This is a genomic window from Roseimaritima multifibrata (genome assembly GCF_007741495.1).
In the GTDB taxonomy this organism is placed as follows: domain Bacteria; phylum Planctomycetota; class Planctomycetia; order Pirellulales; family Pirellulaceae; genus Roseimaritima; species Roseimaritima multifibrata.
In genome coordinates this window covers 6,220,252-6,237,108 of the sequence record NZ_CP036262.1, presented here as the reverse complement: position 1 = coordinate 6,237,108, position 16,857 = coordinate 6,220,252, and the positions used below count along the sequence as shown (strand labels likewise).

9 protein-coding genes are annotated in these 16,857 nt (G+C 53.9%); 7 read left to right on the top strand and 2 right to left on the bottom strand.

Annotation, left to right across the window (positions count from 1 at the left end; translation table 11 throughout):
• Positions 1–88 precede the first annotated feature (88 nt).
• The 3 genes from FF011L_RS22625 to pgm all read left to right on the top strand — a co-directional run bounded on the left by FF011L_RS22625 (position 89) and on the right by pgm (position 4,079).
• The gene (locus FF011L_RS22625; protein WP_218932816.1) at positions 89–613 is read left to right on the top strand and encodes a DUF1579 domain-containing protein; all 525 of its coding nucleotides are present in this window, start codon (positions 89–91) and stop codon (positions 611–613) included.
• Between the two features lie 153 nt (positions 614–766).
• Positions 767–2,098, top strand: coding sequence for an outer membrane protein assembly factor BamB family protein (locus FF011L_RS22620; protein ID WP_145354235.1), 1,332 nt, complete (start codon positions 767–769; stop codon positions 2,096–2,098).
• Positions 2,099–2,435: 337 nt separating this feature from the next.
• Positions 2,436–4,079: a phosphoglucomutase (alpha-D-glucose-1,6-bisphosphate-dependent) gene (gene pgm / locus FF011L_RS22615; protein WP_145354234.1), complete on the top strand. Its 1,644-nt coding sequence runs from the start codon at positions 2,436–2,438 to the stop codon at positions 4,077–4,079.
• 1,445 nt (positions 4,080–5,524) lie between these two features.
• On the opposite strand, the gene FF011L_RS22610 is transcribed toward pgm, so the two are convergent.
• Positions 5,525–6,127, bottom strand: coding sequence for an RNA polymerase sigma factor (locus FF011L_RS22610; protein WP_145354233.1), 603 nt, complete (start codon positions 6,125–6,127; stop codon positions 5,525–5,527).
• Positions 6,128–6,272: 145 nt separating this feature from the next.
• On the opposite strand from FF011L_RS22610, the gene FF011L_RS22605 reads away from it, so the two are divergent.
• Entirely contained in the window at positions 6,273–9,440 is a 3,168-nt protein-coding gene (locus FF011L_RS22605; RefSeq protein WP_218932815.1) for a protein kinase domain-containing protein, read from the top strand.
• Positions 9,441–9,916: 476 nt separating this feature from the next.
• On the opposite strand, the gene FF011L_RS22600 is transcribed toward FF011L_RS22605, so the two are convergent.
• Positions 9,917–11,365: a sulfatase-like hydrolase/transferase gene (locus FF011L_RS22600; RefSeq protein ID WP_145354231.1), complete on the bottom strand. Its 1,449-nt coding sequence runs from the start codon at positions 11,363–11,365 to the stop codon at positions 9,917–9,919.
• A gap of 415 nt (positions 11,366–11,780) precedes the next feature.
• On the opposite strand from FF011L_RS22600, the gene FF011L_RS22595 reads away from it, so the two are divergent.
• The 3 genes from FF011L_RS22595 (at position 11,781) to FF011L_RS22585 (ending at position 16,857) form a co-directional block, all read left to right on the top strand.
• Positions 11,781–14,276 (top strand): PSD1 and planctomycete cytochrome C domain-containing protein, encoded by a 2,496-nt coding sequence (locus tag FF011L_RS22595; protein WP_145354230.1) that lies wholly within the window; start codon positions 11,781–11,783, stop codon positions 14,274–14,276.
• A 3-nt stretch (positions 14,277–14,279) separates the two neighbouring features.
• Positions 14,280–15,662 (top strand): DUF1501 domain-containing protein, encoded by a 1,383-nt coding sequence (locus tag FF011L_RS22590; RefSeq protein ID WP_145354229.1) that lies wholly within the window; start codon positions 14,280–14,282, stop codon positions 15,660–15,662.
• A 130-nt stretch (positions 15,663–15,792) separates the two neighbouring features.
• A complete protein-coding gene (locus FF011L_RS22585; protein ID WP_145354228.1) occupies positions 15,793–16,857 on the top strand; it encodes a hypothetical protein in 1,065 nt (354 codons plus the stop codon).

Below are 16,857 nucleotides of genomic sequence, written 5' to 3'. Positions count from 1 at the left end.
TTCGATCGCGGTGGTTTCACCGGGTTCTTTTCTGTATCGCAACTCTCTGCAATCCATGGTGATGAGTATGAAATTTCTAGGTTCCGCAATGGTTTTTCTGGCCACGGTTCTTTGCGTTTCCCCCGTATTGCTGGGGCAGGATACCGAATTGCCGAAACCCGGCCCTGAATTTGAGCTTCTTCAAGCCGATGCGGGAACATGGGACGTCGAAATTAAAGCATGGCAAGGTCCCGGCGAACCGACCGTTTCCAAAGGTAAAGAGACCAACCGCATGCTCGGCGAGTTTTGGCTGTTGTCTAATTTTCAAGGGAACATGATGGGGTTGGAGTTCAGTGGGCATGGTGTTTACGGGTACGACCAAGAATCGAAAAAGTATGTCGGGACCTGGTTCGATTCTTTGGGACCGAAAAAGATGGATCTGGTCGGCACACATGACAAAGCCAGCAACACGTTGACCCTTGAGGGGATAGGGCCAGGAGTTGACGGACAGCCCGCAAAACATCTCATCACGACAAAATACAATGATGACGGCACACATCGGATGACCATGCAGATGGCCGTCGGAGATGAAATGATCAAGATTTTTGAAATGAAATACACTCGAACCAAGTAGTGTTGCCACCCCTAAAAGTAGTGCTCTGCGGATTTTGGGAATTCGCCGTTAGAATGAATCGTATCGGCTCGGCCGGCTGTTTCCGCGGCCGAGCATTTTCCTTTTTGATCTCATCATGGTTCGCGGTGGGATGTTGGATTTAAGTGAAAGTCTATGAAACGATCCTTCTCCGTTGTCTGCGGTATCACTGTTATTGGGCTGGCGACCGTTGGCTGTGGCAAACGAACACCGGTGGTCGAAGTTTCGGTCAATGATAGTGGCGTGACCGTTGAAGAGATTGCGGTTGATGGAGAGTTGGATCTTGCGTGGCCGCAGTGGCGTGGCGGTGTGGGTGGGCGGGCGAATGAAGATGCCGCGACGACGTCGGCGTTGCCAACAGAGTGGAACGCTGAATCAAATGTTCGCTGGCAAGCCGATGTGCCGGGACGCGGGCACAGTAGTCCGATTGTTGTGGGCGATTTGGTTGTGATTGGCTCGGCAACCGAAACCCCTGCTGAGCAATTCGTGTTGGCATACGATCGCAATGATGGCAGAGAACTTTGGAAAAGGGTCGTGCATTCTGGCGGGTTGCCTTCCGCTCGAGCCGTTCATCGGAAGGCGACCCATGCGAATGGAACAATCGCTTCCGATGGAGTTCGATTGGTTACCGCACACCTCAATAGCGATCATGTGTGGGCCACGGCGTTGGATATGGAGGGTGAACTCCTTTGGCAAACCGATATTGGAGCGTTCGTTTCTAAGTTCGGATACGCGCCGTCGCCCGTTTTGTACAAGTCTCTTGTGATTATTGCGGCGGATAATAGCGGAGGTGGGTACCTCGTTGGTTTGGACGTTCGCACCGGTGAAATCGCTTGGCGACGGTCTCGAGGGAATGTCAGTAGTTATTCCAGTCCCGCATTGGTTACGGTGGACGGCGTCGATCAAGTGGTGATCTCCGGTGGTGACCGGTTGGCTAGTTACGCACCTGCGACGGGCGAAATGCTATGGGAGACGCCTTGTATCGCCGAAGCTACTTGTGGGACTGCAATCGCGACGGCGGATCGTATCTATGCCTCGGGCGGCTATCCTGAAAAAGAAACTATCTGTGTTGACGGGAAAGGAAAGCAAATTTGGTCCAATCGGACCGGTCTTTATGAACCATCGCTGGTCACCGATGGAAAGAACCTTTTCGCTGTCAGTGACGACGGAGTTGCGTACTGCTGGGATGCCGTCGACGGCAAACAGCACTGGAAGAAACGGCTTGGGGGGAATTTTAGTAGTTCGCCGGTGATCGCCGGAGGAAACGTGTACGTGTCCGATTTGTCGGGCAACGATTATGTGTTCCAGGCCGGTGCAGAAAAGTATCAGCTGGTAGCCAAGAATCGGCTCGGTGACGATTGTTACGCAAGTCCGGCAGTGGCGGGCGACGCCATCCTTTTTCGAGTGGGCGTAGGGCAGGGGGCCGGGCGTCAAGAGAAATTGTTTTGCATCGCCAATGAATCTTAGCCTGAAAATGTCATCCGCCGTTTGAACGCAACCTAATCGCTCACCGTTAAAAATCTTAGTGGACGAGGCATTTAGCGATGCCGTTGGTAGTGGAAGACGACAATCACTGAATCGATTGGTCGTTTGCACGGCGGGTTGGGGTTCCCTATGCCCACCGACCTTCCAATTCGTCACTAGAACAATCGACGTCCCCCGTGAAAGTAGCGTTGCGAGGACGTTCATGTCGCTGAGCGAAAAGCGACACTCCCCCCCTGTCATTCTCTCCATTCACTGGATTGTGGTAACATGCCCCGAGCAATGACCCAACCCTTTTGCATATAGAGAACGAGACCAAGATATGACGCTGAACGAACTCGCTGGACAACCGGTTCCTTTAGAGCTTCTCGAGAACATTCCACGGTTGATTTCGTCGTACTACGTTCTGAAACCCGATCCGAAGAATTCAACCCAAGCTGTCGAATTTGGTACCTCGGGGCACCGTGGCACGTCGAAGACTGGTCGTTTTAATGAAGACCATATCCTCGCAATTTCTCAGGCGATCTGCGAGTATCGCAAGTCTCAGGGGATCACCGGTCCCTTGTACCTTGGGATGGATACGCATGCCTTGTCCGAGCCGGCATTTGTTTCGGCTCTTGAAGTTTTTGCCGCCAATGGCGTCATCGCAAAGATCGACGCCGATCGTGGTTATACTCCGACCCCTGTCATTTCGCATGCGATCTTGGGTCACAACCGAAGCCGCAGCATTGAATTGGCCGATGGAGTTGTGATCACGCCTTCGCATAATCCGCCGTCTGATGGTGGATTCAAGTACAACGCCACCAATGGCGGGCCCGCCGACTCCGCAACCACAACGGTTATCCAGAACCGAGCGAACGAGATTCTTGCCAATGGTTTGGCCGATGTGAAACGTATCGGTTTCGCGGAAGCTTTGGCGTCGGAGTTTGTGCAGAAGCACGATTACGTCACGCCGTATGTCGAAGACCTGCAGAACGTCGTCGATATGGATGCGATTAAGAATGCGAACCTGCGAATCGGAGTCGATCCGATGGGCGGAGCCGGGATCGCCTACTGGGAACCGATTGCAAAGCGATACGGTTTGAATATCGAAATTGTTAATCGACGTATTGATCCAACTTTTTCGTTCATGCGGGTCGATAAGGATGGAAAGGTCCGGATGGATTGTTCTTCGCCCTCTGCGATGGCAGGTTTGATCGATCTGAAGGATCGGTTTGACATCGCCTTTGGGAATGATCCCGATTACGACCGGCACGGGATTGTGACACCGTCAGTGGGGCTGATGAATCCTAATCATTACCTAGCCGTCGCCATTCAGTATCTGTTTCAGAATCGCCCAGGATGGGGCGCTGATGTTGCTGTTGGCAAAACGCTGGTTTCCAGTTCGATGATCGATCGCGTGGCCGCAGATCTGGGGCGTACGTTGTGCGAGGTCCCTGTCGGCTTTAAGTGGTTCGTTGACGGGTTGTTGGATGGGTCGCTTGGTTTCGGAGGCGAAGAAAGTGCTGGGGCTTCCTTCTTGCGGAAGGATGGTACGACTTGGACTACCGACAAGGATGGGATCATTCTGGACTTGTTGGCAGCTGAGATCCTGGCGAAAACAGGCAAGGATCCAGGAGAGCATTATCAAGCGTTGGTCGAAAAATTTGGCAGTCCCGTCTACGATCGAATCGATGCCCCGGCAACGCCCGCTCAAAAGAATGCCCTAAAAGAGTTAAGCCCTGAATCGGTGCGTTCCAAGGAATTGGCTGGCGACGCAATCGAAGCACGGCTGACGGAGGCTCCGGGCAACCACGCAGCCATCGGAGGACTGAAGGTGGTCACGCAAAACGGTTGGTTTGCTGCACGCCCTTCCGGCACCGAAGATATCTACAAAATCTACGCCGAAAGTTTTGTAGGGGCGGAGCACTTGGCAAGGATTCAAACCGAAGCCAAACAGATCGTCGATGATGCGCTGAGTAGCTGACACAAAACGCTGCCGGTGTGGTCGGTATCCCCGTTCGTTGCCAGTAAATGATTTTAAGTCCCCGCGAAAGCCGCGACCACAAGCGTTACGTGTAGCCTCGTTTCTCGGGACGTGCGATTTATAAGGTGGCGGTTTGTGGTGGTGTGGTAAGCGACCAAAATCCCAACCCGCTGCGTAAGCGAGGGATAGCGGCACCGGTTATTGCTGTCCCTCGCTGATTGGCTTGTTGATTTAGTGATTGTCGCCCAATACAACGGGTTTCCACTGACCAAGACCAAACCGATTTCCACAAGTCCAAAGCTTGGCTAGCCCGGAGGGCGGCAGATACTTGCCGGCGGCGTGAGCCGCCGGATATTCTGCTTGAGTATTCTCAGCCCGGAGGGCGACAGAACATCTGCCACCGGCGCAGCGCTCTACAGATTCTGCCGCCCTCCGGGCTAACGGTGCGCTTCGGCATCGAACCGGTGGTTTAAACCACCGGCAAGTATCTGCCGCCCTCCGGGCTAAACGATCGAACCGAGTTCCAGCCGACAGTTTCTAACGGCGTCCGATCAGCTTTGTCGCCCCAGACAACGGGTTTCCACCGACTAAGACCAAACCGATCTCCACAAGTCCAAAGCTTGGCTAGCCCGGAGGGCGACAGATACTTGCCGGCGGCGTGAGCCGCCGGATATTCTGCTTGAGTATTCTCAGCCCGGAGGGCGACAGAACACCTGCCACCGGCGCAGCGCTCTACAGATTCTGCCGCCCTCCTGGCTAACGGTGCGCTTCGGCATCGAACCGGTGGTTTAAACCACCGGCAAGTATCTGCCGCCCTCCGGGCTAAACGATCGAACCGAGTTCCAGCCGACAGTTTCTAACGGCGTCCGATCAGCTTTGTCGCCCAATACAACGGGTTTCCACTGACCAAGACCAAACCGATTTCCACAAGTCCAAAGCTTGGCTAGCCCGGAGGGCGACAGATACTTGCCGGCGGCGTGAGCCGCCGGATATTCTGCTTGAGTATTCTCAGCCCGGAGGGCGACAGAACACCTGCCACCGGCGCAGCGCTCTACAGATTCTGTCGCCCTCCGGGCTAACGGTTCGCTTCGTCATCGAACCGGTGGTTTACACCACCGGCAAGTATCTGCCGCCCTCCGGGCTAAACGATCGAACCGAGTTCCAGCCGACAGTTTCTATCGGCGTCCGATCAGCTTTGTCGCCCCAGACAACGGGTTTCCACCGACTAAGACCAAACCGATCTCCACAAGTCCAAAGCTTGGCTAGCCCGGAGGGCGACAGATACTTGCCGGCGGCGTGAGCCGCCGGATATTCGTCCCCGATAAGTGGCACTTCCCCTAGCTCCGATTATTTATCAGCCGATTTGCGGCGTGTTTTGCTTCACCCTGGATTTGCAGATTCTGCTGCGGGTAAAAAAGCGAACGCCGTGTCTCATGCGGAAAACGCTAAGACGATTCCGCCAATCGCTTCCGCAGCGATTTAAGAATCCGCGATTTCGCTTGGTAGACGCTTGCTCGTGACAGGCCGGTTGCTTCGGCGACTTCTGAAGCCGATTTGCCTTCGATAGTTGTTTGCCAAAAGGCGTCCCAGGTGGTCGATTCAAACTCGGCTTGAACCTGTAGCAGCAACTGCTTGGAGATATCGCTTTGGACGTTGGTTGGCGTGATCGTCGATTCAACGTTCTCCGCAAGCTGTTGCAACGCATACATCGCTTCGGTTCCGCCAGCGGCCTGCTGTTGTTTTGCGGCTCGGCGAAAATAGTCGGTCGCCCGGCTGCGGGTGATCGTCGCCAGCCAACTTCGGAAACTGCCCGAAGATTTTTGCCTTTCAAAATTCTGGATGCCCCTAGCAACCGACGTAAACACTTCTTGTACGACGTCTGGTGCGTCCCCCGCCGGGACTCCGGCCACTCGGCACCATCGATAGACGATCGGTCCGAAGACCGTCACTAATCGGCTCCACGCTTGCGGTTCCATCTGTTTGGCATCCGCGATCCACATCGTGGATAGCGTTGGATGATCGGGGCGATTCGCGGAGGGATTTGACATGTTTTTTAATGATCGCCCGAGCCGCCGGGGCTCCATTTTCGAAAATTTTGCAATTCGTGTCAGACGTTTGCGTTCATCTTATTGTCAGGTGGATCCATTCTCGTTGAGGGTGCTTTCACTTTCGCCTACACCAAGGGAAAATGCAATGATGACCGCCGCCCCCACGAAATGTCCGCCTCCCGACCAGCTTAACGCGTTTGTGCTGGGACGTTTGTCCGATGAGGCGAGCGAAGCGGTTTATCAACATCTTTCGCAGTGCGAATCGTGCACGTCTGAGCTGGAAACGATCGACGATGGTGAGGATTCGTTGATCGTGGATTTGCGAAAACCGGATCCGTTAGCATCGTTTGGTGAAGAGCCTGATTGCCAGGTCGCCGTTGTGAAGGCCCTCGGATCGCTCGCTTTGTCTAGCGACAGTTCAGGTATCGCCGCCAACTTGCCGCAAGAAATTGGCGAGTACGAAATCGTGCGGCCACTCGGATCGGGAGGGATGGGAAGCGTTTACCTTGCGCGGCATCGAAAGCTGGGACGCGAAGTTGCCCTCAAAGTGTTGGCGACGCATCGACTGGGCGATGCACGCGTACACCAGCGTTTTGAAGCGGAGATGCGCGCGATCGGCCGTTTGAGTCACCCTAACATTGTTACTGCACATGATGCTCGCGAGATTGAGGGAACGGCGGTCCTGGTGACCGAATATATCGACGGGCTGGATCTTGGCCGACTGGTTCAGGCTGTCGGTCCGCTCTCGACAGCCGACGCGTGCGAAATCGTGCGAGTCGTTTGTGTTGCGCTTGCCTACACGCATGACCAAGGGTTTGTGCACCGCGATATCAAGCCCTCCAATGTGATGCTCAGCCGCAGCGGTGAAGTGAAACTGTTGGATTTGGGGTTGGCACGCTTTCAGTATGGCGATCCTGATCGAGTCGAAATCACCGGCACGGGGCAGGCGATGGGAACGGCCGATTACATGGCTCCCGAGCAGGTGACTGACAGTCGTAGCGTCGATGTTCGTGCCGACATCTATTCGCTTGGCTGCACGTTGATGAAATTATTGACCGGACAAGCTCCGTTTGCAGATGACCAATACCAAACGCCATTCGCAAAAATGACGGCCCACGTTTCCGCTCCGCCGCCGCGGTTGAGTGATCAAGCCGGAAACGTTCCCAAGGGCTTGGTGTCCCTGGTCGATTCGATGTTGCAGAAAGATTTAGCCAAACGTCCGCAATCGGCGGTTCAGGTCGCCGAGGAATTGGAGAAGTTTACGGAGGGAAGTGATCTGCAGAAATTAATTGCCGGTGCCCACGCTAGCGGTTTTTCAGCGGCGAGCGAGCCGTTGATTGATTCATACCCAATCGCAAATGCCGCGTTGGAATCGACACGACGCAGAGTGCCGATTGCCTTCGCGGTCGCCACCGGTTTTCTAGGCTTTCTAATCGGGATCGCGTTTGGCGTCATCATCACGATCAAATACCCAGATGGAACTCAAGCCAAAATAGACGTTCCGCCGGGAAGCGAAATTGCCGTGGAATCCGATGAGTTGGCCGGTGCTGAAACGAATCCCAAGTCGGCGGACGCTACCAGTTCGGTGGTAGAGGCTATCGGAAAAGCCGGTCAAAGAAACGCCGTCCCGCAATTGCTGAACAGCGATTCCGCTCCAGTCACGGCTGGATTAGCATTCAGAATCTTGCTTCGTAAGGACGATTTGACCGAAGAGGAACTTGAGATTGCCACCTCGCAGTTGGGGCTGCCACCGTCAGCAATCCATATGATTGTTTCGGTTAACCACGGTGATTGGATCCCGATTGCCGATCAAGCGACAGCTCCGATTGTTCGTGAACATAATGGTATTCGATACGCTTTGGCATCGCCTAAAGCGGACCAACGTCTTGAACGCACCGGTGGGCATGTCAAGGCTTCGGTTTCATCTCAGGGTCTGGGAAACCAGAAGTCTGACGCCGTGGCGACAAGGCCCGAAATCAAACTGGCGTTTGATGACGCTTTGACGCCTCGAATGCGTCGCTTCACCAGTGATAACCTTGGGAAGTCACTTGCTGTGGTTGTCGATGGATCAGTGGTTATGGCTCCAGTGATCAATTCCCCGATAACCAGTGCATGTGTAATATCTGGAGACTTCACGCCGGTAGAAATTCTGAAGTTTTACCGCAGCATCACTGCAGAAGATCGAACCAACGCAGCGTCCAAGCCACAGTATTCTGTTCGAGGAACCTGGAATGTGCTGTTAAGTAACGGTAAGGAAGTGCAGGACGTCTTAATCGTTTTTAGTAATCGACGCTATTACGTTTTGGAAAATTCTGCTGTGATTCAGATGGGGGGCTATGCGTTCAACTCAACGGAAGGAGTGGTTAATGGCCAAGTGGTCAAGGTCAATGAAGTGTTTGCACTATCTGAATTTTCTTTTAGTGCGCCTCATGCTGGTTTTTTGGAAAGCAAGGATGGCCAAGCGATACTTTATTTTGAACCGTCGTTACTCCCTTTGAAAGTTCGCCCCGCATTTCTCTTGCACAAGCCGGGTAGTACGTCGCATGTCACCTTAACCCGGCAGTCGGATTTTCCTGCCGGAGATAATGAAAGGCTTGAACTGGTACGGTCTGGAGTGTTTTCGGTCGCGCATTCTGTTGGCCTGGACTTTTGTCAAAAACTAGACGAAATGGAGGAAGACAACGCGATCAAAGCACTGGAGAATCAGGAGCTTGCCAATCGACGATTGGTTAGCCAGTATTCACTAAAGCAAATTGGTATCGGTTTTCACAATTTCCATGACGTGTACCAGAAGTTTCCCGGTAGTGCCAACGTGCGTGAAGGAGCGAGAGCAATCAGTGGAGATACAACTTTCCCGTATAGTTGGCGGGTGGCCATTCTGCCTTTTGTCGAGCAGCAAGATTTGTTTGAGCAGTATCGGTTCAATGAACCATGGGACAGCGAGAATAACATTAAGCTTGTAGAAAAAATGCCGGAAGTGTATCAGAGCCCCTTTGCACCAGACGATGATCCGGTCGGGCAGACTCATTTTTTGGGATTCGCCACGGAGCATGGAGCGCTCGGCAACGCCCATGGCGAGTCGTTTAGAAATTTCACCGATGGTCTCGCAAGCACGATCCTTCTGGTCGAATCAAAAAAAGGTGTTCCTTGGACCAAGCCTGAAGATCTGACCGAAACCAATGTTGAATCGCTAGAGGGAGACATCCTGCGTTATCTGATGGCCGACGGCAGCGTGCACGACATGCAGCCGATCGATAACGACAAATTGCAAAAGTTGATCACGCGGGACGGCGGCGAAGTGATTGGCAATTAGCGAGATTTCGATTTAGTGCTTGTCGCCTTTTGGGGGGGACGTGCATTTTATTAGTGATGGTTTATAGCGTCGACCCTTCGGGCCCGCGTACTGCCCTGGACAAGCCCGACGGAAACAAACAGGAGCAACCTGCTCGGAAATCGTCACTTATTCTTTTCACGTCCCCCGCGAAAGTATGCGCCCGTAAACGCTACTTTCGCGGAGCGAAAGGCGACACTGATTCTGCGGACTCGATTAAATCGACAGCCTGCTTGCCCGACAGGAACGCAAGGTTTGAAATTTGAGGTGGTTCCCCCCACGTTGTCGCATCCGGTTCGGATTGCCGCTGAAAGCGGCAATCCGAACCGGATGTGTTTTTTTGGAGCCGTACGAACTAATTTCAAATCTTGGCTTCATGCCAGGCAAGCTGGCATGGGGCCTTTTCTCCCTGTCAAACCGTCCACTTATAAAGTCGCGGAGCGGAAGGCGATACTGAATCAGAACAACGGTTCGCTCATTTCATGGTTCATCTGCTCCCAGATTTTCACTAACTCGCTAAGCTGGTCGGGGTGGGAACTGGCTAGATCTTTCTGCTCGGTAAGATCCGTCGCCAGATCATAGAGTTCCCACTTCGCTTCGTTTGGCGATTTTCTTCCTCCCATGCGAACCAATTTCCAGTCGCCATGACGGAGACCGCATCTGCCTCCCTGACGCCAGAAAAGGGTCTTGTGTGGAGTCCCCTCGTCTTCACCTGTCAGGTAGGGGATCAAGTCGACGCCCTCCACCTGATTAGGTTTGGTGGCTGCGGCGATGTTTGCTGTGGCGGTGGCATAGATGTCAAACGAGCTGACCGGTTTTCTGTAAACCTGCCCCGAGGGAATTTTTCCTTTCCACTGCATCATAAAGGGGACTCGGAGCGCCCCTTCATACATGTCGCCTTTTGATCCTCGCAGCGGCAGATTGCTAGACGTTAGTTCGCGAGTGGGGCCTCCATTGTCGCTGAGGAAAAAAACGATCGTGTTTTCTTCCAGTCCCGAATCCTGTAATCGCTTCAGGACGGCACCGACACTCTCATCTAGGTTGGCTAACATTGCGGCAAAAATGCGGCGGTGATCGTCTTCGATCGAAGCGAATTGTTCCATGAACCGGTCGGACCCTTGAAGAGGACTATGGACCGCGTTGTAGGAGAGGTAAAGAAAGAACGGTTTGTCATCATGACGATCGATGAAGTCGACCGCCTCGCGGGTCAGCGCGTCGGTCAAATACTCCGTTTCAACAACTGGCTGACCGCCACGGATGATCGGATTGTCAGCATCGTAATCGGGCTCGTTGTAGCCCATGTGGTCGGTATAGATCAGGCCTTTGTTTCCGACCCAACGACCTGTTTGTCCATAGGGAAGCGTTTTGCGGCGCAACATCGTTGTCACTCCGGCATACGGAGGTGGGACGAAGTAGTGACCCTCTTGGAGGAATCCAAAAAATTCGTCAAAGCCATGCCGGAAGGGATGATAATCCGCGGTGCCACCTTGATGCCACTTGCCGATCAGGCCGGTGGTATACCCCGCATTCTGAAGCGCTTCTGCAATCGTGATTTCTGCCGTTGGTAGTCCAAAACCCGGACGCTCATTAAGGGCACCCGTCGGATTGAATTCGTAACCGAAACGAGTCGGGATTCGCCCGGTTAGCAAGCCGGCTCGGGAGGGACTGCAGTTGGGCCCGGCGACATACCCGTCGGTGAAACGAACGCCATTGTGGGCGATCGAATCAATGTGAGGCGTTGGGATTTCCGGATTGCCCTGGCAACCAAGTTCGCCATAGCCCAAATCATCCGCAAACAGAACGACAATGTTGGGCTGATCCGACGCCAACGCCGACACCGACATCAAAACGGCTGATAGCGTTAATAGGACAACGGCCGTCGGGGATGTCGGCTGAGCAGGGGGCATGATGATTCTTTGCAGGGATTTGAATGGAGAAGAAAGCGGAATCGAGAGGGTGGTTTTTTTATTATGGTTGTTTTACTGGGAAAGTGTCGCCTTTCGCTTGGGACGTGAAAGTAATAAGTAAAGAAAACCTAGCTCCCCTCGCCCTCAAAACAAGCTCCGCCAAATCAAACAAAAAGGCAGGGATGACGCATTGAAATCGCCATTGTTTCTTCCGCTACAACGAGCTTGCTTAGGGCGAGGGGAGCCAAACTTTCGCCCACTGATAAACTTCACGTCCACCGCGAAAGTAGCGTCCGTTCTCGCTACTGTCGCGGTGGATGCAGCTAAAATGATCGTTTCTCTGTATCGAATCTATTCGATTAGACTTAAACTCAAACTCATGCCGATCGTTTGAACCGCAGATAGCCGAGTAAAAATGCGCAACTTCATCGACGTTACCCTTTTAGGACTCTTTGCAATCGGCTGGGGAATTTGTGTTCCTTCCGTTCGCGGTGCCGAAAATGCCATCGATTTCAATCGTGACATTCGGCCGATCCTCTCGGATAAGTGCTTTTTCTGCCATGGTCCCGATGCCCATGAACGCAAGGCGGATCTGCGACTGGATACCGCTGAGGGAGCCTTGGCCGATTTGGGCGGCTACGCAGCGATTGTTCCTGGGAACTTGGAGGAGAGTGAGTTTGTGCTGCGGATCCTTGACCAGGACGATCCGATGCCGCCGCTGGATTCACACAAATCGCTTAAGCCATCGGAAATCGAACTGCTGAAACGTTGGATTGCCGAAGGTGGGGAATACTCGGAACCTTGGGCCTACGTTCCTCCCGAACGACATCCGGTTCCCGAAGTATCCGATACCGATTGGCCCGAAAACTGGATCGATCATTTTGTCTTGGCTCGCTTGGAGGCTGAGGGATTGCAGCCCGCGCCGGATGCCGATCCGGTGACGCTGATTCGCCGATTGTATTTTGATCTGACGGGGCTGCCTCCGACGCCCGCGCAGGTGGATGCGTTTGTCAACGGAGAACGTGAGCTAACGGCGATCGTCGATGAACTGCTGGAATCGCCTCACTTTGGCGAACGCTTGGCGATGTACTGGCTGGACCTGGTTCGATATGCCGATACGGTGGGGTACCATGGCGATCAGACTCATAATATCTCGCCTTACCGCGATTGGGTGATTGCTGCCCTAAACGCGAATATGCCTTTTGATCAGTTCACCCGTGAGCAATTGGCTGGGGACCTGCTACCGAATCCATCGACCGCCCAAAAAGTCGCTTCGGGGTACAACCGGTTGCTTCAGACGACTCATGAAGGTGGCTTGCAGCTGAAAGAGTACGACGCGATCTATAATGCGGACCGTGTCAGAAATGTTTCAGCCGTCTGGATGGGGGCGACCGTTGGGTGTGCTCAATGCCATGATCACAAGTACGACCCGTACACCATCCAGGATCATTACGCGTTGGGAGCCTTCTTTGCAGATATCGCGGACCGAGGTTTTAGCGGGAACACTTTGCCTGCTAATCGGCCACCCGAAATTTCTGTCTACTCCTTAGAACAGCAGCAGGAACTTGCTCGACTGAAGGCAGAGATGGCGTTGGTGATCGACGAAGAAACGCAAACGCAACTTGAATCATTGGAGTCTGCACAGCAAAAACTTCTGGCGCGCATCAAGGCTGCGAAAACGAAAGAAGCCAAGGATACGCTGGCCACAGAACAGAAGGATCTTGAACAGCGGATTTCACAACTGGCGTCGCAAGAGAAGCGGGACGCTTTTCAAAAACTGCGGAAGCAACACCGAAGTTTAGAGAAGCAGGGACGCCAAACCATGATCACCGTGGCGGAAGAACCACGGGTGATGCGGGTGTTGCCACGCGGTAACTGGCAAGATGAAACCGGCGATGTGGTGCTGCCTGCTGTTCCAGGTTTTCTGGGGCGTGTCACTCCGACCGCAGGCGAACGTGCCAACCGACTGGATTTGGCCAACTGGCTGGTCGATCCAGAAAATGGGGCAGGGGGGCTGACGGCCAGAGTCTTTGCGAATCGATTCTGGTACCTGTTTTTTGGGACCGGTATTTCCCGGTCCTTGGCTGATTTTGGCGGCCAGGGCGAACCTCCCGCGAATCCGGAACTACTGGATCAGATTGCCGTTAGTTTTTACGAGAGTGGCTGGGATGTGAAGAAACTGGTTCGCTTGATTGTCACAAGTCACGCTTGGCGGCAGTCATCCGTGGCGTCTCCGGAATTGCTTGAACGCGATCCACACAACCAATTGGTCGCTCGCCAATCACGGTATCGTTTGCCTGCCGAGCTGATTCGTGATAACGCTTTGGCCGTTTCAGGGTTATTGATTAGTGAAGAAGGAGGCGAAAGCGCCAAACCGTATCAGCCTGCAGGATACTATCGTCACCTGAACTTTCCGACTCGCAAATACGCGGCTCATGAGAACCAGAACCAGTGGCGTCGAGGGTTGTACGTGCACTGGCAACGCATGTTCCTGCATCCGATGTTAAAGGCGATGGACGCTCCCAGTCGTGAGGAATGCACTGCACAACGCCCGCGATCCAACACACCCAACGCGGCGCTAGTGCTGCTGAACGATCCAACGTTTCTTGAATCCGCACGCGTCTTAGGAGCACGGATCCTGATCGAGGGAGGCGAATCGGCTGACTCACGTATCGATTTTGCCTACCGAGTCGTGTTGTCGCGATCCCCTGATGAAGAGGAGCGAGTGGTATTGAAGGCTCTTCTGGAAGCGACGCAGGCAGAGTACGTCAGCAAGCCAGCGACTGCTGACCTGCTGTTGCAGACCGGCATCGCGCCGATTCCGGATGGCTTGGACAAAATCGAACTTGCCAGTTGGACCGCCGTTAGTCGCGCGCTATTAAACTTGAACGAAACGGTTACTCGGAACTAGATCATGAATCCATTCAACCGCCGAACCTTCCTCGGCCAAACGGGAATTAGTCTCGGTTCCGCTGCCGCATCAACCCTCGCCTCTGGTGCGATTTCGAACGATATTCCTCATTTTGCTGCGAAAGCGAAACGAGTGATCTTTCTTTGCATGGCGGGAGGCCCGTCGCATCTAGAGACGTTTGATTACAAGCCGACCCTGGACGAGTTGAATGGGAAACCGATGCCGGAATCCTTCACCAAAGGCCAGCCGATTGCTCAGTTGCAGGGGCAGGCACTGAAGGTTCTGGGGCACTTGGCTGACTTCAAGCGTTACGGGAACAGTGGTCAGCAGATCAGCGATTATCTGCCACATACGGCAAAGATCGCCGATGATATCGCGATCGTTCGCTCGATGGTGACCGAGCAAATCAATCATGATCCGGCTCATACTTTCATGAATACAGGGACCGCGATCAGCGGCCGGCCGTCGATGGGGTCCTGGGTCACATATGGACTGGGGGCCGAAACGGAGGACCTACCCGGTTTTGTGGTGCTAACCAGTCAAGGTGGTCGTAACCCACAACCGATCGCGTCGCGGCAATGGTCCGCCGGGTTCTTGCCGGGGCGTTTCCAGGGAGTGGAATTCAATTCTTCGGGCGATCCGGTCGATTATGTGAGCAATCCGAAGGGCGTTTCTGCGAATCAGCAGTCGGCGCTGGTCGATGCGATTCGCAAACTGGACCAACAACGCAATGCCCAGGTCGCCAACCCCGATATCGATACTCGGCTTTCGGCCTACGAGATGGCGTTCCGAATGCAGACGTCGGTGCCGGGGTTGATGGATATCTCCAGCGAACCTCAACACGTCCTGGATGCGTATGGCGCCCAGCCAGGGGACGGTACCTACGCGTCCAATTGCCTGCTGGCACGCCGACTGGCCGAGCGGGGCGTGCGGTTTATCCAGCTTTACCACCGTGGCTGGGATCACCATGGCGATTTGCAGAAGTACATGGACATCTGTTGCGGGCTGACCGACAAACCGACAGCCGCATTGATTAACGACCTGAAAGAGCGAGGGATGCTTGAGGATACGTTGGTGATTTGGGGCGGTGAATTCGGGCGGACGCCAATGTTCCAAGGCAAAGGAGGTCCCGGCCGTGATCACCACATCAAAGGATTTTCGATGTGGATGGCCGGAGGCGGAGTTAAGGGAGGAATCAGTCACGGAGAGACCGATGAACTGGGATACAACGCCGTCCAGGATGTGGTTCATGTCCGCGACTTGCACGCCACGATGCTGCATCTGCTGGGAATCGATTCCAGCCGATTCAGTTTTCCGTTTCAGGGACTGGGCATGCGGCTGACAGGCGTCGAACCCGCGAAGGTCGTCCACGAATTGATCGCTTAGGGAGCACTCGCCAGGCCGCACGTCTGTAATTGGGGAAGGCATCGAGCAAGAATCGAACCACGCACAGCGTCGCTGAGCTTGTTAAACTTGTCCTCGTTTCATCGTGCCATACCAACGAGGGCGATTACCCATGAAGATTTTGTTCAGCTTTCTGTCGGCTTGCCTGTTGATTTCGCTGTCGGCGACTGCGGAAGACCGGTTGCCTGACGTCGAAGTCCAAAACGTACGCAAGGTTTCCCACAATGGGGAACACAACGCTTTCACCGATTTGATTCGCTGGAAAGATAAGATCTGGCTTACCTTTCGCTCTTGTCCCGATGGTCACATGGTTTTTCCGACCTCCAAGGTGGTCGTGATGTCCAGTGCGGACGAAGGTAAAACCTGGGAACTGGAGCACCGTTTTTCGGTTGAGAAACGAGACGTTCGCGATCCTCACTTCCTTGCGTTTCAAGGCAAACTTTTCATCTATACCGGGACCTGGTATTCGGGCGAAGGCGAACTGCCACGCGATCAATACGACCTGAACAAACATCTTGGCTATGCCGTCTTCACCGAAGATGGTCAGGAATGGAGCGAGCCGCACCAACTAGAAGGGACCTATGGTCATTACATTTGGCGAGCGGCAAGTCATGACGGAAAGGCATACCTTTGCGGAAGGCGGAAACGAAATTACAGCGAAGACGAAACGGGAGCCGGCGGTACTGCAATCGTCGAATCGGCGATGTTGCAAAGTGAGGATGGCTTGAATTGGCGATTTCACACGCTGTTTCAGGAAGATCGTGGTAACGAAACCGCGTTCCTCTTCGAACCGGATGGGAACATGTTGTCGGTCAGCCGAAGCCGCACAAATATTGCTGTGCTGGGACGATCCCGCCCTCCTTATCTTGAGTTTTCAAGAGTCGATTTGCCGGAACACATCGGTGGGCCGCTGCTGGCGAAATGGGGACCTCACACTCTTGTGGGCGGACGTCGAACGACGGACAAGGGGCCTAAGACAACTCTCTATTGGCTAAAAGAAAATTCGCTGATTCCTTTCGCTCAGCTACCCAGCGGTGGAGACAATTCCTACCCCGGATTTGTGGAACTGAAAGATGGTCGCGGGCTGGTTAGTTGGTATTCCACGCATGAGAAAGACGAAAAAGGTAAACCGTACACGGCGGTTTACCTTGCGGATTTAGAACTGAGCAAAGAGTAA